This window comes from Candidatus Pelagibacter sp. PS_23 (genome assembly GCF_059417905.1).
Window position 1 is genome coordinate 207,738 of sequence record NZ_CM182071.1, and the last position, 22,200, is coordinate 229,937.

Here is a 22,200-nt window from a genome sequence, read left to right on the forward strand (position 1 = left end):
TCTTCAACTATAAGTAGGCTTTATATTATATCAAAAACTCTGTAAGGATTAACAATGTTCTCTTTTTTTAAAAAGAAAAAAATAGTAGCTCATATCAAGCTAAATGGTGTGATTGGTAATGCTGGAAAGTTTAAACAGGGTATAGATTTTGCAGGACAAGAAGAAATTATAGAAAAAGCTTTTTCACTAAAAAAAGCAAAAGCAGTAGCAATTACTATAAATTCACCAGGTGGATCGCCTGTACAATCACATTTAATCTACAAATTTATTCGAGCTCAAGCTAAGAAAAATAAAATAAAAGTAATAGTGTTTGCAGAAGATGTTGCGGCTTCTGGTGGATACTTAATAGCTTGCGCAGGAGATGAAATATACGCAAATTCAAGCTCAATTATTGGATCTATAGGAGTTATTTATTCATCATTTGGATTTACAGAATTGATTAAAAAAATTGGCGTTGAAAGAAGAGTTCATACTGCAGGAAAAAATAAAAGCTCACTAGATCCATTTCAAGAAGAAAAGTCTGAAGATATTGAGAGACTTAAGAACATTCAATTAGATCTACATAAGGATTTTATTAGAGTAGTAGAAGAAAGCAGAGGATCTAAACTTAAAAAAGATGGTATTGAATTGTTTTCAGGAGAGTTTTGGGCGGGCAGTAAATCAAAAGAGCTAGGCTTGATTGATGGATTGGGTAATGCTAATGAAATTTTAAAAGAAAAATTTGGTGAAGATGTTGTTATTAAAAAATTTGAAAAACCTAAGGGCTGGTTAAGCAAAAAACTTTCTTCATCAAGTAATCAAATGGATCAATTAGCAAATATTTTAGAGGAAAGATCTATCTGGCAAAGATATGGCTTCTAAAGAAAAAATTATAAAACCTAAATTTCAATCATTTCAAGATACTATTTTGAATCTTCAAAAATATTGGGGTAAACATGGTTGTATTATTCTTCAACCTTACGATATTGAAGTAGGGGCTGGAACTTTTCACCCTGCTACAACTTTAAGATCATTAGGGCCTAAGCCATGGAAGGCAGCTTATGTTCAGCCATCAAGAAGACCTACTGATGGAAGGTATGGAGAGAACCCAAATAGATTGCAGCATTATTATCAATTTCAAGTTTTAATAAAGCCATCACCAGATAATATCAAAAAACTTTATTTAAATAGTTTGGCTGTTATCGGTATTAATCATAAAGAACATGACATTAGATTTGTTGAAGATGACTGGGAAAGTCCAACACTAGGCGCGGCAGGTTTAGGATGGGAAGTTTGGTGTGATGGAATGGAGATTACCCAATTTACATATTTCCAACAGATGGCTGGATTTGAATGTAAACCTGTTTCAGTTGAAATTACTTATGGCCTTGAAAGAATTTGCATGTTTACTCAACAAATGAAAAATGTTTATGATTTATTATGGAATAATGAAGGTATAAAATATGGGGATGTATTTCTTCAAGCAGAAAAAGAATTTTCAGCATATAATTTTGAACACGCTAATACAGATAATCTATTCAAAATGTTTGATATGCTTGAGCTTGAAGCAAAAGCATTGGTAGAAAAAAAAATTTCACTACCTGCATATGATCAATGTTTAAAAGCAAGTCATGTTTTTAATATCTTGGATGCAAGAGGAGTTATAAGTGTTGCCCAAAGAGCAGGTTATATAGGGCGTATTAGAGACATTACAAAAGCAGTTGCCGAAAGTTGGTTAAGCAGTCAAACAGATTAATGTCAGATTTTTTTATAGAGTTATTTAGTGAGGAAATACCAGCTGGTTTGCAGCGTAACTCACGTAATGTTTTACTAGAAAATTTTCAAAATTTATTTGAAGAAAAAAAAATTCTGTTCAAAAAAAGTTCTTCATTTTCAACACCAAATCGTCTTATAATTTTATTTGAGGGCCTATCTAAAGAAATAATACAAAAAGCCGAAGAAATAAAAGGACCAAATGTTAATGCTCCAGAAAAAGCTGTAGAGGGCTTTTTAAGATCAAATCTAATAGATAAAAAGGATCTCTTTATAAAAAAAATAGAAAAAGGAGAATTTTATTTTTTTAAGAAACCATCAAATAAAACTAATACAATAGATTTACTACAAGAATATACACCTTTAATCCTTGATAAATTACAATGGAAAAAATCTATGATTTGGGGAAATTATAATCTTAAATGGGCGAGACCATTAAAATCTATTTTAGCAGTTTTTGATAATAAAAGTTTAGATTTTAAATTTCATCATTTAATATCTTCCAACACAACATTTACTGATAAAGAGTTTGAAGATAAAAAAAAAATATTTAAGACTTTTAAAAGCTATAAAGATTTTTTCAATCAATCAGGTATAATTATAGACCACGTATTAAGAAAAGAGTTTATTGTTAAAGAAATTGAGAAAATATCAAGAAAAAATAATTTTACTGTTGAATCTAACAATAAACTTTTGGATGAGGTCACAGATATAGTAGAGCAACCGAATATTATAGTATGCAAATTTGATCAGAAATTTTTGAATATTCCAAAAGAAATTTTGATAATTACAATGCAATACCATCAAAAATATTTTCCAACATTTGATAAAAAAGGAAAAATTACCAATGAATTTTTAGTTGTAGCAAATAGCAATGATGAAAAAGGTTATATTAAACTGGGCAATGAAAGAGTTGTAGAGGCAAGATTAAGTGATGCTCAATTCTTTTGGGAAAAAAATAAATCTCAAAATTTAGTTAAGCAAGTTTCAAAATTAAAAAATATGAATTATTTTAAAGGTCTTGGAACTTATTTTGATAAGATTCAAAGAATGAGAAAACTTGGAGGAATGATCTCTGATGAACTATTGATTAGTAAAGATCAAGTTGAACTATCAGCATCAATTTGTAAAGTTGATTTAGTTTCTGATATCGTTGGTGAATTCCCTGAGCTTCAAGGAATTATGGGCGGACATTTCGCTGAAGTGCAAGGTTTTGATAAAGAAATAGCCCTAGCTGTAAGTGAACATTATCTACCAATAGGACTTGATAGTAAGACACCAAAAAAACCATTTAGTATTGCTTTAGCTTTAACTGACAAAATTGATACCTTGGTTGGGTTTTTTGGAATTAACCAAAAACCAACAAGCTCAAAAGATCCTTTTGCACTGAGAAGATCAGCATTAGGTGTTATAAAATTATTAATTGATAATAATAAAGAATTTAAAATTAAAGATCTTATTAGTTATTCAACTTCTCTACATAGGGACCAAGGCTTTGAACTTTCAAATGATTTATCTCAAAAAGAATTAGCAGAGTTCTTAATGGACAGATTAAAATATTATATGAAAGAAAAGAAAATTAGAACAGATATTGCTGAAGCTAGCATTAACTCATATGGAATAGACCATATGAATAAAATATATAAAAAAGCCATAACTTTAAATAATTTAATAAAAAAAGAAATTGGTGAAGATGTAATGGCAAGTTACAAAAGAGCTTCAAGTATACTGGAAAGTGAATTAAAAAATAGTGATCTTGAATTATCAAATACAACTGATCCTGGTATTTTTAAAAATGATTATGAGAAAAATTTATTAAAAAAGATTAATGAATTAAGGAAATATTTTACGAATATAAATAAAGATGAAAATTACATGGAATCACTTACGAATTTAGCAGGTGCCAAAAAAGTGATTTTTGATTTTTTTAACAATGTAAAAGTTAACGACGATGATAAAAGTATCAAAAAAAACAGATTGGAACTTTTGCAAATGTTATGTAGAACCTTTGATAACTACATAAACTTTTCAAATATTGAGACCAAATAGTGAATAAATTAATTTTAAATTTCAAGTCTAAGGACTCAAAAAAAATAAAAAATCCAAAAAACTTTTTGGGTGGAAAAGGTGCAAACCTTTCTGAAATGGGGAGAATAGGCTTGCCTGTTCCACCGGGATTTACTATCTCAACTAAAGTGTGTGAATTATTTTATAAAGATAAGAAAAAATTAAATCCACAAATAGTTAGTACTATAAAAAAGGAATTAAAAATTATTGAAAAAGAAGTTGGGAAAAAATTTGGTGATTTAAAAAATCCATTATTATTATCTGTTAGATCTGGTGCTAGAGTTTCTATGCCTGGTATGATGGACACAATTTTAAATTTAGGTTTGAATGATAAAACAGTAATTGCACTTGCAAATAAAACTTCCAATATGAGATTTGCAAAGGACAGCTACAGAAGATTCATCCAAATGTATGGAAATGTTGTAATGGGAGTTGAAGGTTATCATTTTGAAGAATTAATTGAAAACTACAAACTAACTAAAGGTGTTCTACTTGACACTGATTTAGATGAAAATGATTGGGAAGGGCTAATTAATGATTTTAAAAAAGTTGTTAAGGATCAGGCTAAAAAAGATTTTCCTCAAAATGTATATGACCAATTACTTGGTGCAATTAGTGCGGTATTTTTATCTTGGGAAAGCAATAGAGCAAAAGTCTACAGAAAATTAAACCAGATCTCTTCAGAATGGGGAACAGCAGTTAATGTTCAGTCTATGGTGTTTGGTAACATGGGTGATGATTGTGCAACTGGTGTTGTCTTTACAAGAAATCCATCAGATGGCGTTAATGAAGTTTATGGTGAATATTTAATTAATGCTCAAGGAGAAGATGTTGTAGCGGGAACAAGAACTCCTCAGTATATAACAAAAAAAGCAAGAAAAGATGCAAAGGTAAAAGAAGCTTCTATGGAAGAATCTATGCCAAAAGTATTTAAACAATTGGATAAGATTTTAAAAATTTTAGAAAAACACTATAAAGATATGCAAGACGTAGAATTTACAGTTGAAAATAATAAATTGTGGATGCTACAAACAAGATCTGGAAAGAGAACTTCAAAATCTGCAGTTAGAATTGCAGTTGATATGGTTAAAGAAAAGTTGATTTCTAAAAAAGAAGCAGTAATGAGAATAGATCCAGCTTCTTTAGATACATTGTTACACCCTACATTAGATGAAAAAAGCACACTAAACGTTATAGCAAACGGTTTGCCAGCATCTCCAGGCGCTGCAAGTGGTAAGGTTGTTTTTACATCAGAGGAAGCAGAAAGATTAAATAATGTTATGCAGGATACTATTTTGGTACGTGTGGAAACTTCACCTGAAGATATTCATGGAATGCACGCTGCAAAAGGAATTTTAACAGCAAGGGGTGGGATGACCAGTCATGCTGCAGTGGTTGCAAGAGGAATGGGAAGACCATGTGTTTCTGGCTCTAGTGAGATTGATATTAACTATGAAGCGAAAACCTTTAAAACTTCTTCTATTGAAATTAAAGAGGGAGACATTATTACAATTGATGGTTCAACAGGAAGAATTATTCTAGGAGAAGTGCCAACGGTTAAACCAGAAATTTCAGGAGACTTTTCCAAATTAATGAGCTGGGCAGATAATTTTAGAAAACTAAAAGTAAGAACGAATTCAGAAACACCATCAGATACAAAAACTGCAAGAGACTTTGGAGCAGAAGGCATAGGACTTTGTAGAACTGAACATATGTTTTTTGATGAAGAGAGAATTTTATCTGTTAGAGAAATGATTTTATCAAAAACAGTAGAAGATAGAAACAGGGCGCTAGCAAAACTTTTACCACATCAAAAAAAAGATTTTGTACAAATATTCAAAATTATGAATGGTCTTCCTGTCACAGTGAGACTGTTAGATCCACCATTACACGAGTTTCTTCCAAAAACAGAAAAAGAAATTAATGATGTAGCAAAAGTTGTAGGGTTACCATTAAAAGAAATTGAGTCTCGAATTAACGAGTTACATGAACAAAACCCGATGCTTGGTCATAGAGGGTGTCGATTGGGAGTTTCTTTTCCAGAAATTTATGAAATGCAATGTAGAGCAATCTTTGAGGCTTTATCTGAACTTAAGATAAAAAAAATTAAGTCGGCATTTCCAGAAATTATGATCCCTTTAGTATCAACTGAAGCTGAGATTAGAATAATGAAAGATTTAGTAGTCAGAGTTGCAAAAGAAGTTCAAAAGGATAAAAAAATTAAAATAGATTATTTAGTTGGTACAATGATTGAATTACCAAGAGCAGCAATTAAAGCTGATGATATAGCTAAACACGCTGAGTTCTTTAGTTTTGGAACTAATGACTTAACTCAAACAACATTCGGTTTAAGTAGAGACGATAGTGGTAAATTTTTAAATGATTACCTTGAGAATAAGATTTTTTCTATAGATCCATTTATCTCTATAGATGACGGAGTAGGTGATTTAATAGAAATTGCAGTTGAAAAAGGAAGAAAAACTAATAAAAAAATTAAACTTGGAATTTGTGGAGAACATGGTGGAGACCCTAAAAGTATTCACTTTTGTGCTAATGCAGGTTTGGATTATGTTTCTTGCTCACCATATAGAGTTCCAGTAGCAAGATTAGCTGCTGCACAAGCTGAACTTTCTAAAAAAAATTAGATTTCAAATTTAAAATCTATAGCTGGTACACTATGAGTGATACTTCCAATTGAAACTCTATCGACACCCGTTGCTACAATTTTTTTAATAGATTTAAAATTAACGTTCCCAGAAGCTTCTGTTTCATAATGTTTTTTAGCCATTCTAACACCTGCCTTGAGTGTTTTATTTTTCATATTATCAAACAAAACAGTATTAAATTTTAAACCCATTATTTTTTTGAGCTGATTTAAATTATCAACTTCTACTGTAATTTTTCTTCCTTTTTTATTTTTGATTGCAAGAGATACTAAAGTTTTAATATCAGAGCTTGCAATATGATTGTCTTTAATAAGAAATTCATCACTTAAATTAAACCTATGGTTTGTACCACCACCTAACGAAACGGCATATTTTTGTATTACTCTTAAGGTTGGAATTGTTTTTCTAGTACAGCAAATTTTAGTTTTTTTATTAGCTAATTTAACAAATTGATTAGTCTTAGTAGCAATTCCAGAGATATGACTTAAAAAATTTAAAGCAACCCTCTCACCAATTAAAATATTTTCAGCCCTACCCTCAATTGTTGCCACTACGTCGTTCTTTTTGACTATTGAACCTTCTTTTTTTTTAATAATAAATTTAATTTTATTATCAATTAATTTGAAGGTTTGTTTAGCAAACTCTAAGCCAGCAATTACAGCTTGTTGATTTGAAATTAATTTGATTTTTATAACTTTACTATTCTTAACTAAACTTGAAGTAATATCTCCATTTGGATAAAGATCCTCATTTAATGCAAGCTTAACTTTATTCTTGATATAATATTTGCTTAATTTAATTTTAGGCACATTTATTATCTGCCAATAGCAGTCATTCTTTCAACGGGTATTCTTGCTTTGTTGATAGTTTCATTATCCATAATTATCTCACCAGTTTCATTTTCTAAACAGGCCAAAATTTTTGGTAGAGTAATTCTTTTCATATGAGGACATAGGTTGCATGGTTTAATAAATTCAACATTAGGATTTTCTACCTGAATATTATCACTCATAGAACATTCCGTAACCATCATTACCTTTTTAGGTTGATTGTCCTCTACATATTTGATCATTCCTGAAGTTGAACCAGCAAAGTCACTTGCTTTAATTACATCGGGTGGACATTCAGGATGTGCAATAATCTTTATTCCTGGATTATTTTTTCTTATATCGTGGATTTCTTTTTCGTTAAATTGGTCATGAACAATGCAAATTCCTTTCCAAGCAATAATTTCAACATCTGTCTGAGAAGCTACATATTTAGCTAAATAATCATCAGGTAGAAATATAACTTTTTTAACACCAAGAGAATTAACAATCTTAACGGCATTAGCTGATGTACAGCAAATGTCAGTTTCAGCTTTAACATCTGCCGAAGTATTTACATATGAGACAACAGGTACCCCTGGATATTTTTCTTTTAATAATCTTACATCCTTACCTGTAATAGAGGATGACAAGGAGCATCCTGCAAGCATATCGGGTAACAAAACTTTTTTTTGTGGACTCATTAATTTTGCTGTCTCTGCCATAAAGTGTACACCAGCCATTACAATAATATCTGCTGAAGTTTTTGAAGCTTCTACTGCTAGAGCCAAAGAGTCAGCTGCAAAATCTGCTACACCGTGATAAATTTCTGGTGTTTGATAATTATGCGCAAGAATAACCGCATTTTTTTCTTTTTTTAATTGATTAATTCTATGAATATAGGGAGCATGAACTGACCATTCAATCTCAGGTAAAACCTTAGAGATTTTTTGATAAATTGGATCGGTTGCTTTTTTTACTTCTTCAGTAAACTCCATATTAAAACCTATCAATTTGATACAATCTTGTCATGCATTTATTCTGACGCACTAATTAATCCAACTAGGAATTTTGATTTTTAACTTAGCGTTTTTGCTTTTAAACTCATTTTCTTGATTAAAATTATCATCCAAATATTTAATTAAAGCAAAAGGATATTCATTACTTATTAAAACTTTTCCTATCTCAAAATCACCATTATAGATTAAATCATCTTGATTTATTTCTCCTTCAATTAAATAAATAGGTAATAATCTTTTTGAAAGTTTATTTTTTAATTTAATTCTTGCGGTATTCTCTTGCCCAACATAACAGCCTTTTTTAAAGTCTATTCCATTCAATTCTTCAAAGTTACATTCAATTCCAAATAGCTTATTCTGTAATTCATTCATGTTTTTTTGAGGAATTCCTAATTGATGACTCAATTTATAATATTCAGTAATTGGAGAATCTTTTAGCTCTAATTTTTTTAAAGACAGATAAAGCTTTTCTAAATTGATGATAAGCCTTGCACCTAAATCTTTATTTCTTGGGTCTAACAAGATGGAATCTTCTCTATATTTAATTGTATTCCCAGCAATATCTTTTGATCCTTCAAATTCTAAAAATTTTTCTTTATTAAACGCAGCTACAACAAATTCGTTACTAAGATTCATAATTTCAACTTTTGATCTAAGTTTATAGACACTAAGTTGTTTGAAAAGTGCTTCTGTTTGAGATTTTTCACAGTCAATGAAGTAGCCAGACTTGTGTTTTATGATAATAAAAGCAAAAAGAAATTTTCCTTGAGGAGTTAATAGTGATGCAAAACAACTACTGTCTTCACTTACTTTATTAATGTCATTACTAATCATATTCTGTAAAAATTCTTTAGCATCTGCACCGTTTATATACAGAATTCCTCTATCTTCTAAAATGTATACATTTTGATTATTCATAATTGATTGATGTCTTAATATAATATAATTACTTTTTTCATAAATGTTAGATCTAATAATTAAAAACGGTTCTTGCTACATAGATAAAGATCTTAAAGATCAAGATATAGCAATCAAAGATGGTAAAATCATAGAAATTGGTAAAATTGATAGTGAAGCAAAAGAAGTTTTTGATGCCAAGGGATTAACTGTTTTACCAGGATGTATTGATACTCAAACTCATTTTAGGGAACCCGGATCAACTGACACAGAAGATCTTCATTCAGGAAGTAGGGCAGCAATTGTTGGAGGAATAACGAGTGTTTTTGAAATGCCAAATACTAATCCACCAACTTCTAATAAAGTTGAATTTCAAAAGAAATTAGATCTTGCAAAAAATAGAATGTATTGCAACTATGCTTTTTATTTTGGTGCAACACCAGATAACGCTGATGAGTTAGCAGACTTAAAAAACTTAGAAGGATGTTGTGGAATTAAGCTTTTTGCCGGTTCTTCGACGGGAAATCTATTAGTTCAATTTGAAGAAGATATTGAAAAAGTATTTAAAAGTAGTTCTAAAGTTGTTTCAGTTCACTCTGAAGATGAAGAAATTTTAAATAGGAATAAAAAATTAATTAAAGATGGAGATGTTCACTCACATCCAATTTGGAGAAGTGAAGAATGTGCAATTTCATCGACTAGAAGAATTGTAAGAATAGCTGAGCGATATAAAAAAAAAGCACACATCCTTCATGTAACAACCAAACAAGAAATTGATTTTTTATCGCAGCACAAAGGTAACATCACATTTGAGATAACACCTCAACATCTAACAATCTATGCTCCAGATTGTTATGATAAACTTGGAACATATGCTCAAATGAACCCACCAATAAGAGATAAGTCTCACTATGACAGGTTATGGTATGGAGTAAAAAATAATCTTAATGACACAATTGGGTCTGATCATGCTCCACATTTAAAAGAAAATAAAGAAAAAAAATATCCCAATTCACCATCTGGAATGCCAGGTGTTCAGACACTTTTACCAGTTATGTTAAACCATGTTAATGATGGAAAATTAAGTTTAGAACAATTAATGAATTCTATATGTGAAAATCCAGTAAAAATTTTTGGCATTCAAGATAAAGGTTTTATTAAAGAAGGATTTGATGCAGACTTTACAATTGTTGATATGAATAAAAAAATTACAATTAAAAATGAAAATATTGAAAGTAAATGTGCTTGGTCACCTTTTGATGGATATGAATTTAAAGGAACTCCCGTGTCAACAATTATTGCTGGCCAAATCAAAATGAGAGATGGTAAGATATTGGGAGAACCTGACGGTAAGCCTTTAAAATTTTAAATAGTTTTTATAGTAAAGCTATTTACCAGAACAACACCAGTAACAATAAAGAATAACCCTAAAACAGCCTGCCATGATAGTGATTGTTTGAAGAAAATATATCCTAATATTGCAATTGTAAATATGCCAAGGCCACTCCATGTTGCATAAACAATAGCGATAGGAAGTTTATCAACCACAAATGTTAAAAGGTAAAATGAAGATAGATACAAAATTGCAAGTGTTGTGGTTGGAATTATTTTGGTAAAATTTTGTGACACGGGTAATAACATTGTTCCACCTACCTCACAAAAAATTGCAATAGTTAAAAATAAATATGTCTTTATCATTATTTAAGAATACTATTTTTCATTAAGTCTTCTTTTATCTCAGTTAAAATTACAGGATCATCAATAGTTGCTGGCATTTTATAATCTTCCCCATCAGCAATTTTTCTTATTGTTCCTCTTAATATTTTTCCAGATCTTGTTTTTGGCAATCTTTTAATAACAATTACAATCTTAAATGCAGCAACAGGACCAATTTTATCTCTAACCATCTGAACGCACTCTTTTGAAATTGTTGTGTGATCTTTTTCAACACCAGATTTAAGAACGACCAAACCAATTGGCAATTGTCCTTTTAATTTATCTGCAACACCTAATACTGCACACTCAGCAACTGATTGGTGTTCTGATAAAACTTCTTCTATAGCGCCTGTAGATAATCTATGACCTGCAACATTAATAATGTCATCTGTTCTAGACATAATCCAAATGTAACCATCTTCATCTATATGACCTGCATCATAAGTTTCATAGTAACCGTCATAGTTGGTCATGTAATTATCTTTGTATCTTTTATCTGCATTCCATAATGTTGGAAAAGTCCCAGGAGGCAAAGGTAATTTTATAACTATATCTCCCATCTCATTAGGTTTTGCTAAAGTTTGATCTGGCTTCATAATTTGAACGTCATAACCAGGAACAGCCTTACAAGCTGAGCCATACTTTGTTTTCATCATTTCAATTCCTGTACAATTAGAACTAATTGCCCAACTAGTTTCAGTTTGCCACCAATGATCAATTACAGGAACTTTTAATAAATTTTCTGCCCACTTAATGGTATCTGGGTCTGCTCTTTCACCAGCTAAAAACAATGACTCAAATTTACTTAAATCATACTTGGAAAAAAATTTTCCCTCAGGGTCTTCTTTTTTAATAGCTCTAAAAGCAGTTGGTGCAGTAAAAAGTGATTTTACTTTATAATCAGAAATTATTTTCCAAAAAGCACCGGCATCAGGAGTGCCAACGGGCTTTCCTTCAAATAATACCGTAGTGCAACCTTTAAATAAAGGGGCATAAACAATATAAGAGTGACCAACAATCCATCCAATATCACTTGCTGACCACCAAACATCATCAGCATCAATGTTATAAATATTTTTCATAGTCCATTTTAAAGCAACTATATGACCACCAATATCTCTAACTATTCCTTTTGGCACACCCGTAGTTCCTGAGGTATATAAAATATAAGCTAAATCATTTGAATTCATTTCAACACAATCTACTTCTTTTGCATTTGAAAGTGCTTCATCCCAACTGATTTCTTTTGGAGCATTTATATTTGCTTCATTTCCAGATCTTTGAAATAGGATTATTTTTTCTATCTTATGAGATGCCATTTTTATGGCTTCATCCACTAGAGGTTTGTACTCAACAGTTCTTCCAGGTTCAAAGCCACACGAAGCCGTAACTAATATTTTTGCTTTACTATCATCGATTCTGCTTGCTAATTCACTGGATGCAAAACCACCAAATACCACAGAGTGAATTGCTCCAATTCTTCCACAAGCCAACATTGCAATAACGGCCTCTGGGATCATGGGCATATAGATTATAACCCTATCTCCCTTATTAACCCCTTGGTTTTTTAAAGCTCCTGCAAATTTTGAAACTTTTTCTCTTAATTCTTTATAGGTAAACTGCTTTTTGTTGCCAGTTATTGGGCTGTCATAGATTAAAGCTAGCTTGTCACCTCTACCTTGATCGATATGAATGTCTAAAGCATTATAACAAGTGTTGGTAACACCATCCTCAAACCATTTATAAAAAGGTGGATTAGATTTATTTAAAATTTTAGTGGGTTTTTTAAACCAAAAAATATCATTAGAGACTTCTTGCCAAAAATCTTCAGGATTTTTTAAAGAATTTTGGTAAATATCATTAAATTTTTTTGACATATTATTTGATTCTATTTTGTTATTTTTTTAAGATTATTAAATTAAAAATTGTATTTAAATTTAAAAAGTAAGTAAAATCAATACAAATTAGATGTAATTAGGACTTCTAAAAACTAAATAACTTTGATAGTTACACCCCAACATGACTTAAGCGTTTGTTTAAGTCTAGTTTATATAAACTAAAAGTTAAAAACTAACAAAAGAGGGAGTTTTTTATGAAAAAACTAAAATTGTTTGCTCTTACAGCTGTAGCCCTAATGGGTGTTTCAGGTGTAGCAAACGCAGAAACTGCGATGTTAGCATCTGATGACTTTGTCGGAATTTCGTTCTGGCTTGTGTCAATGGCGTTATTAGCGTCAACTGCATTCTTTTTTATTGAAAGAGCATCAGTTCCAGCTAACTGGAGAGTTTCAATCACTGTTGCAGGACTAGTTACTGGTATTGCATTTATTCATTACATGTACATGAGAGATGTATGGGTTACGACTGGTGAGTCACCAACAGTATACAGATATATCGACTGGTTAATTACAGTTCCATTATTGATGTTAGAATTCTATTTTGTTCTTGCAGCAGTAAATAAAGCAAACTCTGGAATATTCTGGAGATTGATGATTGGTACTTTAGTAATGTTAATCGGTGGATACTTAGGAGAAGCAGGATACATCAACACTACACTTGGTTTTGTAATCGGTATGGCTGGATGGTTCTACATTCTTTATGAAGTATTCTCAGGCGAAGCAGGAAAAAATGCAGCGAAAAGTGGAAACAAGGCTCTTGTTACTGCATTTGGTGCAATGAGAATGATCGTTACAGTTGGTTGGGCTATCTACCCATTAGGTTATGTATTTGGTTACATGACTGGTGGAATGGACGCAAACTCACTAAACGTGATTTACAACGCAGCTGACTTTTTGAACAAGATCGCTTTTGGTCTAATCATTTGGGCAGCAGCAATGTCTCAACCTGGTAGAGCTAAGTAGTTTTACTCGTTAAATAATTAGAAGAAGGGCAGGTATGTTTTTACATACTTGCCCTTTTTTTTTATCTCATTATATTTAGATATATGCCAAAGATTACATACTTAGAAGATAATGGAAAGTCTCATACCATAGAAGTTTCCAATGGATTGAGTGTAATGGAGGGCGCGGTTCAAAACGACATTCCTGGAATTGATGCTGATTGTGGTGGTGGAATGGCTTGTGCTACTTGTCATGTTTATGTCAAAGAAGAATGGTTTGATAAACTTCCAAAAAAAGAAGACGGAGAAGAAGACATGTTAGATATGGCGTTTGAACCAAAACAAAACAGTAGATTGAGTTGTCAAATATTAGTTTCAGATGAATTAGATGGACTAACAGTTAGCATTCCATCAAAACAAGGTTAAATGATTAAAACAGATGCATTAATAATTGGCGCAGGTCCAACAGGATTATTTTGTGCTCATCAACTAGGTTTAATTGGATTGAATTGTGAGATAGTTGATAATTTAGATAAAATTGGAGGCCAATGTATTGAACTTTATCCAGACAAACCAATTTATGATATTCCAGCAGTTCCAGAATGTACTGGAGAGGAATTAACTAATAATTTAATCAAACAAATAAAGCCTTTTAATATTAAATTTCATCTTAATGAAAGAGTAGAAGAAGTTAATAAAGTTAATAATAAGTGGATTGTAAAAACAAATAAAAATAAAGAGTTTGAAACACCAAATATAATTATTGCTGGTGGTGTGGGATCGTTTGAGCCAAGAAAATTTTCGCCAAAAGAATGTGAAAAATATGAAAATCGATCTTTATTTTACTCAATTAAAGATAAAACAATTTTTCAGGATAAAACAATTTCAATATTTGGAGGAGGAGATTCAGCATTAGATTGGGCAATTGAATTATCAAAAAGCTCATATGTAAACTTAATACACAGAAGAGATGAATTTACAGGAGCTCAATTGAGCATAGATAAAATTAAAGAATTAGAAAAATCTGGAAAACTAAAAATTTATACTAAATACCAATTAAACTCAGTTAAGGGAGAGCAAAATATTAAATCAATAGAAATAAAACATGACGACGAAAGTTTAAAAGAGTTAGAAACAAATTATGTTTTGGGCTTTTTTGGACTGATTATGAAGCTTGGTCCTATTGTAGACTGGGGTTTAAACTTAGATAAAAAAACAATTCCCGTTAACACAGAAAATTTTGAAACAAACCTAAATGGTATATTTGCAATCGGAGATATTTGTACCTATCCTGGAAAACTAAAATTAATACTTTCAGGATTTCATGAAGGAGCATTAGCTGCGAGAGGTTGCTTTAAGTATGCTAAGCCAGATGAAAAATACAGATTCGAGTTTACCACTTCCTCTAAGACGGTAAAAGGCAGACTAGGTGTTAAAGAGTGATAGAGTTATTTACAGCAGATACTCCAAACGGAAAAAAAATTACAATAATGTTAGAGGAAATAGGTTGTGATTTTAAAATTACTAAAATTGATCTGTCAAAAGATGAACAATTTAAAACAGATTTTAAAAAGATAAGCCCGTTTGGAAAAATACCAGTAATTATAGATCACGAAAATGGACAGTCATTATTCGAGTCTGGAGCAATACTTATATATTTAGCAGAAAAATATAATAAATTTTATGAAGTAAAAGATCGAAATGTTATAAATCAATGGTTGATGGCACAGATGGGAATTATTGGACCAATGATCGGGCAACATCATCAATTTCATCATTATAATCCTGGTAAAAGTGAATTTGGAGAAGAAAGATATTTTAAAATTACAAAAAGAATTTATGGCGAATTGGATGAAAGATTATCTTCATCAAAATACTTAGCTGGAAACGAATATACGATTGCAGATATTGCAACTTGGCCATGGATTGCAAGACATGAATGGCATGATATTGGTCTTAAAAATTATAACAACTTAACTAGATGGTATTTAGATATTGCAAAAAGAGAAGCTGTTGTAAAAGGGTACGATTTATTAAAAAACAACTCTAAGATTCCACAACCATAATAATCTTTATGAGTGTTTTGATTTCATCAATATACTTTAGTCCCGTAAAATCTTTATCTTTTACAAATATCAAATCATGCATCATTAAAAAAGATTTGGGAATTGTAAATGATAGGAGTTTTGCATTTTCCAGAATTATTGACTTAAAAAAAGCACTTATAATTGAGAAAAACCCAAGTGAAAGAAAGCTTAATAATTTCTTAACATTAAAAAATTCACCAGTTTTAAATAAATATAATTTTGAATACAAAAATAATAAATTAATTTTAAAACTTGGTGACAAGCAGCTATTATCAATAATAGCAGATGATCCAGAGCAAAAATCTATACTTGTAAATAAAATACTAGAATTAGAAAATTCATTAACCAAACCAATTTTCTTATTACAAAGTAATATTGCTCCTTTCTTTGATACATCTCATTCAAATAAGATCTTTAATTCCATATCCCTTATCAATTTAAATAGTATTAAAGATTTTGAAAAAAAAATTAATCAAAAAATTGAATTAGAGAGATTTAGAGGAAATTTTTACATTGAAGGACTTAAAGCTTGGGAAGAGCGTAAATGGATTGGAAAGATTATAAAAATTAATAATATTTCTTTTAAAATAGAAAAAAATATTCCACGTTGTACTGCAGTTAATTTAAAACCTGAAACAGATATTAGTGATAAGAGTTTGCTGAAGTTATTAAAAAAAAACTACGATCATTGTGATATGGGTGTTTACTTGAGGTCTTTAGATGAAGGCAAAGTAGAAGCAGGAAATATAGTGGAATGTTAATAATAAAGAGGTTTTAGCTATCAATTTCTAAGTTTAATCATCAGCGTATACCTTTTCATCTTTTTCATGCTTTTCTTGTGCTGCAATACAAAGATGGGCAACTGGTCTAGCCATCAATCTTTTTAATCCAATTGGTTCAGCAGTTTCTGCACAAAATCCAAAAGTTTTATCTTTTATTCTTATTAAAGCTTGGTCAATTTTAGAAATTAATTTGATTTGTCTATTAATTGCTTTCATTTCTACAGTTTTATCCGTGTAAGAACTTGCTTGATCAACAATATCTGCTGAAACACTATTGTCATCCATTGACCCATTGTAAAGAGCTTCATTATTTGCTTTTACCAATTCTTTTTTCCATTCAGTAAGTTTTATCTTAAAAAAAGATAAATGTTTATCGCACATATATTTTTCTGTTTCTTTTGGGATATATGTTTTTGAAATTTTAATTGGTGCCTTTACTTTGATTTCAGGTGTACTATTTTTTTTTATTACTTTAGTAGCTTTTTTGACTACAGCAGCAACTTTTTTTGTTTTAACTATTGTCTTTTTAGTAGATGATTTTGAGATTTTAGGCATATGTATAAATTTAGTGGCCGGAGTATATTCAGCAATTAATACGTGTCAAGCAAGCTTAATTCATATAAAATCAATGAAATGTTAATCAATAAAAACAATATAAATAAATTGTTTTATAGTTTTCTTATAATTCATTTAATTTTATGGACATTGATTCCAACATTAACAAATAACAATTTACCACTTGATACAATTGAAGCCTTGGCTTGGGGAAGTAATTTAGATTGGGGATTTAATAAACATCCACCAGCGAGTGCATTTTTTCCAGAAGTTATTTATCAAGCATTTGGTTCGCAGGACTGGTTTTATTACTTGTTAAGTCAATTGTTTGTAGTAACTGCATTTATTATTGTTTTTAAATTTGCTGAAGAACTTTTTAAGAATAAAACTTTAAGTTTAATATCGGTACTTCTTTTAGAGGGTATTTATTTCTATAATTTTACAACACCCGAATTTAATGTGAATGTTTGCCAATTACCTTTTTGGTCGTTGTGTGTTTATTATTCTTGGAAAATATTTGATAAAAAAGCAATAAACTTTAAGGATTGTTTTTTGCTTGGAGTTTTTGCAGCCATAGGTTTTTTATCAAAATATCTTTTTGTTTACCTTCTAATATCAATAGTCCTATTATTTTTTTATATAATTTTTGTAAAAAAATATCAAAAATTTGATTTTAAATATCTAATATCTTTTGAGGTCTTTATTGTTTTATTAATTCCTCATTTAATTTGGTTAACTAATAATGATTACATTACGATTACATACGGGCTAGCCAGAACAGGGCTTGAGACTTCAAGTTTATTAGATCATATAACTTACCCTTTAATATTTTTAGGTAAACAAATGGGAATACTAATTCCATTTTTTTTAATGTCATTTTTTATAATAAAAAAAATTAAGTTAAAAGTAACTTTAAAAGATAAGAAGCTATTGTTCTTAATATTTATTAATCTAATTCCAATTGGATTAATGTTCTTAACCTCCATGTTAACAGGGTCTAAATTAAGAACAATGTGGATGACCCCATTTTATTTATTTTTTGGTGTATTCATTATCTATATTTTTCAAGCACAAATAAATCTTAAAAAGTTAAATGGGTTTATATCAATATTTTTGATCTTGTTTATTTTTTCACCCTTTACTTATGCCTATATTTCAATTACTGAAACTGACAAAAGAACAGATTATTTAGGTAAAGAAATAGCAATTAAAACTGAATACTTATGGAAGCAAAATTATACATTGCCAATTAATGTTGTCCTTGGCGATGAATGGCATGCTGGAAATTTATCATATCACCTAAATTCTAGACCCGTTTGGGAAGGGGTGATTACAAAAGATAAGCTTAATTCATTGTCGAAATATATTTGCATTGATAATATTTGTGTAGGAAATAGATGAGCAAGATAAAAATTTTAATCCCTATATATAATGATTGGCAGTCAGCTTTTAAACTTTTAGAAGATATAGACTTACAAGTTAATGATTTAAAGCATGAATTCTCAATTATAATTGTAAACGATTGCTCTACGGAAGAAAAACCTACCAATGATTTTAATTTTAATAACCTTAAGTCTATAAAAATAATCAACATGAAAACAAATAAGGGACATGCTAGATGTAATGCGTCTGGCTTAAGATATATTGCTGAGCATGAAGATTACGATTATATAATTCCAATGGATGGAGATGGTGAAGATAGACCGGAAGAAATAACTCTTCTTATTAATAAGATAAATAACTATCCTGATAAAGTTATTACAGCTAATAGAGTAAAAAGATCTGAAGGTTCTTTCTTTAAACTTTGTTACCTTTTACACAAATATTTAACTTTTGTTTTCACCGGACAGTCTATTAAGTTTGGTAATTTTATTTGCTTACCTAAATTTGCAGTTAATAAAATGATAAAAGATAAAGCAACATGGAGTAGTTTTTCAGGTGCTGTTGCTAAACTATTTAAAGATAGAAAATCTATCCCATCAATAAGAGGTAAAAGATTTTTTGGTCCATCGAAAATGAGTTTTATTAACTTATTAAAACACTCACTATCAATTATAGCTGTTTTTAAAATGACACTATTGATTAGATCTATATTTTTTTTAATTGCTTACTTATTTTTAGTTGCCGGTAATCTATCATGGATTACATTATTGCCTGTTATAGGAGTTATTATTATGATGATTTCAGTAATTATACTTTCTCAGAGAGAAAGTATTTTAGAATTTGAAAACTCTTTAGAAAATATTAGCAGCATAGATCAACTTAAATAGCTTTTATTATTGGTAGCGAATGAAAATCAGCTGTATCTATCTTTGAAGAGTGATCTCTTCTCATATTCCATTTTTTATTTACTCCAGCGCTAGCTAAACTTAATGTTGATCGTCCATACTTATAATTTGTGCTATCAATAGATCTCATTAAGCCTTTAATTTTCTCATCTTTTTCAGTGGAAAATAGATTTGTACTGCCACTTGAATTAACTAAACCAGTCAATGTTATTCCTGCTTTTTGATATCTGTATCCATTAATAAAGATTTCATTTAATGCAATCAAAGCAGTTTTAACTATTTCAATACTATTATTGGTAGCTATTGGAAAATCTATAGTTTTAGCATTTGAATAATACACCCCTCTATTTTGAAAAGGGCTTGTTCTAACAGACACGGTTATTGATTTTGCTATTAAAGATTCTGATCTAATTTTTTCTGAAGCATTTAAACAATAACTTGCAACTGCCTCTTCTAACTCTTGAAACTTTTCAACCCTTGTACCAAATGACCTTGATACTACACAACTTTTTCTTTTGGAAGTTTTAGTTTCTAGTGGGATACAAGGAATACCTCTAAGTTCTAATGCTGTTCTAGAACTTAAAACGTTAGAACTTTTTTTAATCCAAGTATTTGACATATTCTTTAATTGTTTGGCATTATAAATTCCATTTTGATGATAAAATTTTGTCATCTGTTTACCAACTCCCCACACATCGTTGATATCTATTTTTTCTAATAGTGGATCAATATTTTCAATTCCTATCAAGTTTGTAACACCAGATTGTTTTTTCTTTGCTATATGATTTGCAATTTTGCTTAGTGTTTTTGTTTTAGCAATACCAATACTAGTTGGAATTCCTGTCCATTGTAAAACAATGCTTCTAATTTCTTTTCCCACATCTTCTACTTCATCATCTGGATAATTACTCAAATCTAAAAAGGCCTCATCTACTGAATATATTTCTAATTCAGGATTAAATCTTTTTAAAGTTCTCATCACTCTTCTAGATAAATCTCCATACAAAGAATAATTTGAAGAAAATACATAAACTTTATTTTTAAGTATTATTTCTTTAGCTTTAAAGTAAGGCTCACCCATTTTAATACCAAGAAACTTTGCTTCATTCGATCTTGCAATAATACAGCCATCATTATTCGACAATACGACAACTGGCTTATTTCTAATCTTAGGATTAAATAATCTTTCACAGGAAACATAAAATGAATTACAATCTACTAATGCTATTTTCTTAGTACGTTGAATGGATGACATAAGTCACAACCCCCCAAATAAACACTTCAGTTTCATCTCCAATAATTATTTTATCTTCAATATTTTTTGAACCTGATGTTAAAAATTGACCATCTTTTGATTTAACAAAACTTTTAACAACTAACTCATCATGAACATTTGCAACCACTGTTGAAAAATTTTTAGGTTTTAAGCTTCTATCAATAACTAATAAGTCACCATCATAAATACCAACATCAGTCATCGATTTTCCCTGAACTCTAATGATAAAAGTTGCAGGAACATTTTTGATTAAGTGAACATTAAGATCTACATCTTCTTCAATGTAATCTGTTGCAGGAGAGGGAAAGCCAGCTCCAGCTTTATGCAAGTAAAAGGGAATAGTTAATTTCATGTTCTTGTTTTGTTCTAATCTATAGACTAGTTATACAGTACACGCAATAGGTTGTATTTTGAGTCTGTAACTGAATCAAAGGTGAATCAAAACGTGAACATTGAAACTACATTTTGTGCTCTTGTGGATAACTTCAACCAGAGATAGTTTAAGCTTCATATTAAAATGAAAAAATTTCTATCAATTGTGTTTCTTAGCTTAATTATAACTTCTAACAGTATGTCATATGAAGAAGCAAACTATGAAGTAGTGAAAAAAAATGAAGTTTATGAAATCAGAAAATATTCTGATCGTTTAGCAATTGAAACAGATATATCAAATGAAGGCAACAGTTTTAGAAAATTATTTAACTACATATCAGGCAACAATGATAAAAATGAAGAGATTAAGATGACAACACCAGTCACTCAGGTAGAGAAAAAAGGAAATATGACCATGCAATTTTATTTACCTTCAAGATTTAATAAAGAAAACATACCGAGCCCGTCTAATCCAGATGTTAAAATATTAAATATTAAAGGTGGTTATTATGCAGTTATTAGATACTCAGGAAGGGCTTCTGATAAAAATTTTATTAAACATAAAAGCATTTTAGAAAATGAATTAAAAAAAGATAATATGATAATTTTGAGCCCACCTATTAAAGCAACTTACGATGGACCTTTCACGCTACCCATGAACAGAAGAAATGAAGCAATGTTTGAAATAAATATAAAAAATAAAGGAGAAATATAAATGAAAAAACTAACATGTCACTGTGGAGAAGTAGAAGCAGAAATAAACGTGCCTGATAACTTAGAAAAAGTTTTAAAATGTAATTGTTCTATTTGTAAAAGAAAAGGAGCAATAATGTCTATGGTTAAGAACGAAGATTTTAAAATAATTAAAGGTGAGGATAAGTTAAAACTTTATCAATTTCATTCAAAAATTGCGAAACACTATTTTTGTTCGAACTGCGGAATTTATACACATCATAATCCAAGAGCCAATCCAGCTATGACAGGATTTAATCTTGGATGCGTAGATGAGATAAATACTTTTGAATTAGAAAATGTTGCGGTCAACGATGGGCAAAATCATCCTCTAGACAATAAGTAAT

22 protein-coding genes are annotated in these 22,200 nt (G+C 30.0%); 14 read left to right on the forward strand and 8 right to left on the reverse strand.

What is annotated here, in order from left to right:
- The first annotated feature begins 54 nt into the window (after nt 1-54).
- From AC5SLY_RS01135 to ppdK, 4 genes are read left to right on the forward strand one after another with little or no spacing between them, the layout of a single operon-like run.
- Nucleotides 55-861, forward strand: coding sequence for a S49 family peptidase (locus AC5SLY_RS01135; RefSeq protein WP_271521425.1), 807 nt, complete (start codon nt 55-57; stop codon nt 859-861).
- Entirely contained in the window at nt 851-1,735 is an 885-nt protein-coding gene (locus AC5SLY_RS01140; RefSeq protein ID WP_271521427.1) for a glycine--tRNA ligase subunit alpha, read from the forward strand. Before AC5SLY_RS01135 ends, AC5SLY_RS01140 begins: the two co-directional genes overlap by 11 nt.
- Nucleotides 1,735-3,801, forward strand: a complete 2,067-nt coding sequence (glyS, locus tag AC5SLY_RS01145) for a glycine--tRNA ligase subunit beta (protein ID WP_494598942.1) — start codon at nt 1,735-1,737, stop codon at nt 3,799-3,801. Before AC5SLY_RS01140 ends, glyS begins: the two co-directional genes overlap by 1 nt.
- The gene (gene ppdK / locus AC5SLY_RS01150; RefSeq protein ID WP_494598943.1) at nt 3,801-6,464 is read left to right on the forward strand and encodes a pyruvate, phosphate dikinase; all 2,664 of its coding nucleotides are present in this window, start codon (nt 3,801-3,803) and stop codon (nt 6,462-6,464) included. The genes glyS and ppdK overlap by 1 nt, the downstream gene beginning before the upstream one ends.
- Here ppdK and nadC read toward each other — a convergent pair.
- Genes nadC through ygfZ form a run of 3 tightly spaced genes read right to left on the reverse strand, consistent with a single transcriptional unit; the run spans nt 6,461 to nt 9,228 of the window.
- Nucleotides 6,461-7,294 (reverse strand): carboxylating nicotinate-nucleotide diphosphorylase, encoded by an 834-nt coding sequence (gene nadC / locus AC5SLY_RS01155; protein ID WP_271627253.1) that lies wholly within the window; start codon nt 7,292-7,294, stop codon nt 6,461-6,463. The genes ppdK and nadC overlap by 4 nt on opposite strands.
- 5 nt (nt 7,295-7,299) lie before the next feature.
- Nucleotides 7,300-8,289 carry a quinolinate synthase NadA gene (gene nadA, locus AC5SLY_RS01160; protein WP_006997284.1) on the reverse strand — a complete coding sequence of 330 codons (990 nt, stop codon included), beginning with the start codon at nt 8,287-8,289 and terminating at the stop codon, nt 7,300-7,302.
- Nucleotides 8,290-8,340: 51 nt separating this feature from the next.
- Nucleotides 8,341-9,228: a CAF17-like 4Fe-4S cluster assembly/insertion protein YgfZ gene (gene ygfZ / locus AC5SLY_RS01165; protein ID WP_018413901.1), complete on the reverse strand. Its 888-nt coding sequence runs from the start codon at nt 9,226-9,228 to the stop codon at nt 8,341-8,343.
- A 43-nt stretch (nt 9,229-9,271) separates the two neighbouring features.
- On the opposite strand from ygfZ, the gene AC5SLY_RS01170 reads away from it, so the two are divergent.
- Nucleotides 9,272-10,576 (forward strand): dihydroorotase, encoded by a 1,305-nt coding sequence (locus AC5SLY_RS01170; protein ID WP_271564685.1) that lies wholly within the window; start codon nt 9,272-9,274, stop codon nt 10,574-10,576.
- Here the strand turns inward: AC5SLY_RS01170 and AC5SLY_RS01175 are convergent.
- The gene (locus AC5SLY_RS01175; protein WP_006997281.1) at nt 10,573-10,905 is read right to left on the reverse strand and encodes a DMT family transporter; all 333 of its coding nucleotides are present in this window, start codon (nt 10,903-10,905) and stop codon (nt 10,573-10,575) included. The genes AC5SLY_RS01170 and AC5SLY_RS01175 overlap by 4 nt on opposite strands.
- Nucleotides 10,905-12,800 carry a propionyl-CoA synthetase gene (locus AC5SLY_RS01180; protein ID WP_494598945.1) on the reverse strand — a complete coding sequence of 632 codons (1,896 nt, stop codon included), beginning with the start codon at nt 12,798-12,800 and terminating at the stop codon, nt 10,905-10,907. The genes AC5SLY_RS01175 and AC5SLY_RS01180 overlap by 1 nt, the downstream gene beginning before the upstream one ends.
- Before the next feature lie 215 nt (nt 12,801-13,015).
- Between AC5SLY_RS01180 and AC5SLY_RS01185 the strand changes: the two genes are divergently transcribed.
- The 5 genes from AC5SLY_RS01185 to AC5SLY_RS01205 all read left to right on the forward strand — a co-directional run bounded on the left by AC5SLY_RS01185 (nt 13,016) and on the right by AC5SLY_RS01205 (nt 16,609).
- Nucleotides 13,016-13,783, forward strand: coding sequence for a bacteriorhodopsin-like (locus AC5SLY_RS01185; RefSeq protein ID WP_494598946.1), 768 nt, complete (start codon nt 13,016-13,018; stop codon nt 13,781-13,783).
- 83 nt (nt 13,784-13,866) lie between these two features.
- Complete coding sequence (locus AC5SLY_RS01190) at nt 13,867-14,187, forward strand: 2Fe-2S iron-sulfur cluster-binding protein (RefSeq protein WP_011281820.1); 321 nt, start codon at nt 13,867-13,869, stop codon at nt 14,185-14,187.
- Complete coding sequence (locus AC5SLY_RS01195) at nt 14,188-15,204, forward strand: NAD(P)/FAD-dependent oxidoreductase (protein ID WP_494598947.1); 1,017 nt, start codon at nt 14,188-14,190, stop codon at nt 15,202-15,204.
- Entirely contained in the window at nt 15,201-15,827 is a 627-nt protein-coding gene (locus AC5SLY_RS01200; protein ID WP_494598948.1) for a glutathione S-transferase family protein, read from the forward strand. Before AC5SLY_RS01195 ends, AC5SLY_RS01200 begins: the two co-directional genes overlap by 4 nt.
- A gap of 8 nt (nt 15,828-15,835) precedes the next feature.
- Nucleotides 15,836-16,609 (forward strand): MOSC domain-containing protein, encoded by a 774-nt coding sequence (locus AC5SLY_RS01205; RefSeq protein WP_494598949.1) that lies wholly within the window; start codon nt 15,836-15,838, stop codon nt 16,607-16,609.
- A gap of 33 nt (nt 16,610-16,642) precedes the next feature.
- Here the strand turns inward: AC5SLY_RS01205 and AC5SLY_RS01210 are convergent, their stop codons facing one another.
- Nucleotides 16,643-17,185, reverse strand: a complete 543-nt coding sequence (locus AC5SLY_RS01210) for a TraR/DksA C4-type zinc finger protein (RefSeq protein WP_271626804.1) — start codon at nt 17,183-17,185, stop codon at nt 16,643-16,645.
- Nucleotides 17,186-17,263: 78 nt separating this feature from the next.
- Here AC5SLY_RS01210 and AC5SLY_RS01215 point away from each other — a divergent pair, with 78 nt between their 5' ends.
- Nucleotides 17,264-18,586 carry a glycosyltransferase family 39 protein gene (locus AC5SLY_RS01215; protein ID WP_494598950.1) on the forward strand — a complete coding sequence of 441 codons (1,323 nt, stop codon included), beginning with the start codon at nt 17,264-17,266 and terminating at the stop codon, nt 18,584-18,586.
- Nucleotides 18,583-19,455: a glycosyltransferase family 2 protein gene (locus tag AC5SLY_RS01220; protein ID WP_494598951.1), complete on the forward strand. Its 873-nt coding sequence runs from the start codon at nt 18,583-18,585 to the stop codon at nt 19,453-19,455. Before AC5SLY_RS01215 ends, AC5SLY_RS01220 begins: the two co-directional genes overlap by 4 nt.
- On the opposite strand, the gene AC5SLY_RS01225 is transcribed toward AC5SLY_RS01220, so the two are convergent.
- Together AC5SLY_RS01225 and AC5SLY_RS01230 are read right to left on the reverse strand one after the other, a co-directional pair.
- Entirely contained in the window at nt 19,448-20,728 is a 1,281-nt protein-coding gene (locus AC5SLY_RS01225; RefSeq protein ID WP_494598952.1) for a Y-family DNA polymerase, read from the reverse strand. The genes AC5SLY_RS01220 and AC5SLY_RS01225 overlap by 8 nt on opposite strands.
- A complete protein-coding gene (locus AC5SLY_RS01230; RefSeq protein WP_018413913.1) occupies nt 20,706-21,101 on the reverse strand; it encodes a LexA family protein in 396 nt (131 codons plus the stop codon). The genes AC5SLY_RS01225 and AC5SLY_RS01230 overlap by 23 nt, the downstream gene beginning before the upstream one ends.
- A gap of 165 nt (nt 21,102-21,266) precedes the next feature.
- Here AC5SLY_RS01230 and AC5SLY_RS01235 point away from each other — a divergent pair, with 165 nt between their 5' ends.
- Together AC5SLY_RS01235 and AC5SLY_RS01240 are read left to right on the forward strand one after the other, a co-directional pair.
- Complete coding sequence (locus AC5SLY_RS01235) at nt 21,267-21,836, forward strand: SOUL family heme-binding protein (protein ID WP_494598953.1); 570 nt, start codon at nt 21,267-21,269, stop codon at nt 21,834-21,836.
- On the forward strand, nt 21,837-22,199 hold the full coding sequence (locus AC5SLY_RS01240) for a GFA family protein (protein ID WP_018413915.1): 363 nt from the start codon (nt 21,837-21,839) through the stop codon (nt 22,197-22,199).
- Nucleotide 22,200: the final 1 nt, after the last annotated feature.

Excerpts from the sequence above, each read along its gene's own strand:
- AC5SLY_RS01140 (WP_271521427.1), top strand. The coding sequence starts at position 851 with ATGGCTTCTAAAGAAAAAATTATAAAACCTAAATTTCAATCATTTCAA.
- AC5SLY_RS01210 (WP_271626804.1), bottom strand. The coding sequence starts at position 17,185 with ATGCCTAAAATCTCAAAATCATCTACTAAAAAGACAATAGTTAAAACA.
- AC5SLY_RS01225 (WP_494598952.1), bottom strand. The coding sequence starts at position 20,728 with ATGTCATCCATTCAACGTACTAAGAAAATAGCATTAGTAGATTGTAAT.
- AC5SLY_RS01195 (WP_494598947.1), top strand. The coding sequence starts at position 14,188 with ATGATTAAAACAGATGCATTAATAATTGGCGCAGGTCCAACAGGATTA.
- AC5SLY_RS01180 (WP_494598945.1), bottom strand. The coding sequence starts at position 12,800 with ATGTCAAAAAAATTTAATGATATTTACCAAAATTCTTTAAAAAATCCT.
- AC5SLY_RS01170 (WP_271564685.1), top strand. The coding sequence starts at position 9,272 with ATGTTAGATCTAATAATTAAAAACGGTTCTTGCTACATAGATAAAGAT.
- AC5SLY_RS01230 (WP_018413913.1), bottom strand. The coding sequence starts at position 21,101 with ATGAAATTAACTATTCCCTTTTACTTGCATAAAGCTGGAGCTGGCTTT.
- AC5SLY_RS01205 (WP_494598949.1), top strand. The coding sequence starts at position 15,836 with ATGAGTGTTTTGATTTCATCAATATACTTTAGTCCCGTAAAATCTTTA.
- AC5SLY_RS01190 (WP_011281820.1), top strand. The coding sequence starts at position 13,867 with ATGCCAAAGATTACATACTTAGAAGATAATGGAAAGTCTCATACCATA.
- AC5SLY_RS01235 (WP_494598953.1), top strand. The coding sequence starts at position 21,267 with ATGAAAAAATTTCTATCAATTGTGTTTCTTAGCTTAATTATAACTTCT.
- AC5SLY_RS01215 (WP_494598950.1), top strand. The coding sequence starts at position 17,264 with ATGTTAATCAATAAAAACAATATAAATAAATTGTTTTATAGTTTTCTT.
- glyS (WP_494598942.1), top strand. The coding sequence starts at position 1,735 with ATGTCAGATTTTTTTATAGAGTTATTTAGTGAGGAAATACCAGCTGGT.
- nadA (WP_006997284.1), bottom strand. The coding sequence starts at position 8,289 with ATGGAGTTTACTGAAGAAGTAAAAAAAGCAACCGATCCAATTTATCAA.
- AC5SLY_RS01175 (WP_006997281.1), bottom strand. The coding sequence starts at position 10,905 with ATGATAAAGACATATTTATTTTTAACTATTGCAATTTTTTGTGAGGTA.
- AC5SLY_RS01220 (WP_494598951.1), top strand. The coding sequence starts at position 18,583 with ATGAGCAAGATAAAAATTTTAATCCCTATATATAATGATTGGCAGTCA.
- AC5SLY_RS01135 (WP_271521425.1), top strand. The coding sequence starts at position 55 with ATGTTCTCTTTTTTTAAAAAGAAAAAAATAGTAGCTCATATCAAGCTA.
- AC5SLY_RS01240 (WP_018413915.1), top strand. The coding sequence starts at position 21,837 with ATGAAAAAACTAACATGTCACTGTGGAGAAGTAGAAGCAGAAATAAAC.
- AC5SLY_RS01185 (WP_494598946.1), top strand. The coding sequence starts at position 13,016 with ATGAAAAAACTAAAATTGTTTGCTCTTACAGCTGTAGCCCTAATGGGT.
- ygfZ (WP_018413901.1), bottom strand. The coding sequence starts at position 9,228 with ATGAATAATCAAAATGTATACATTTTAGAAGATAGAGGAATTCTGTAT.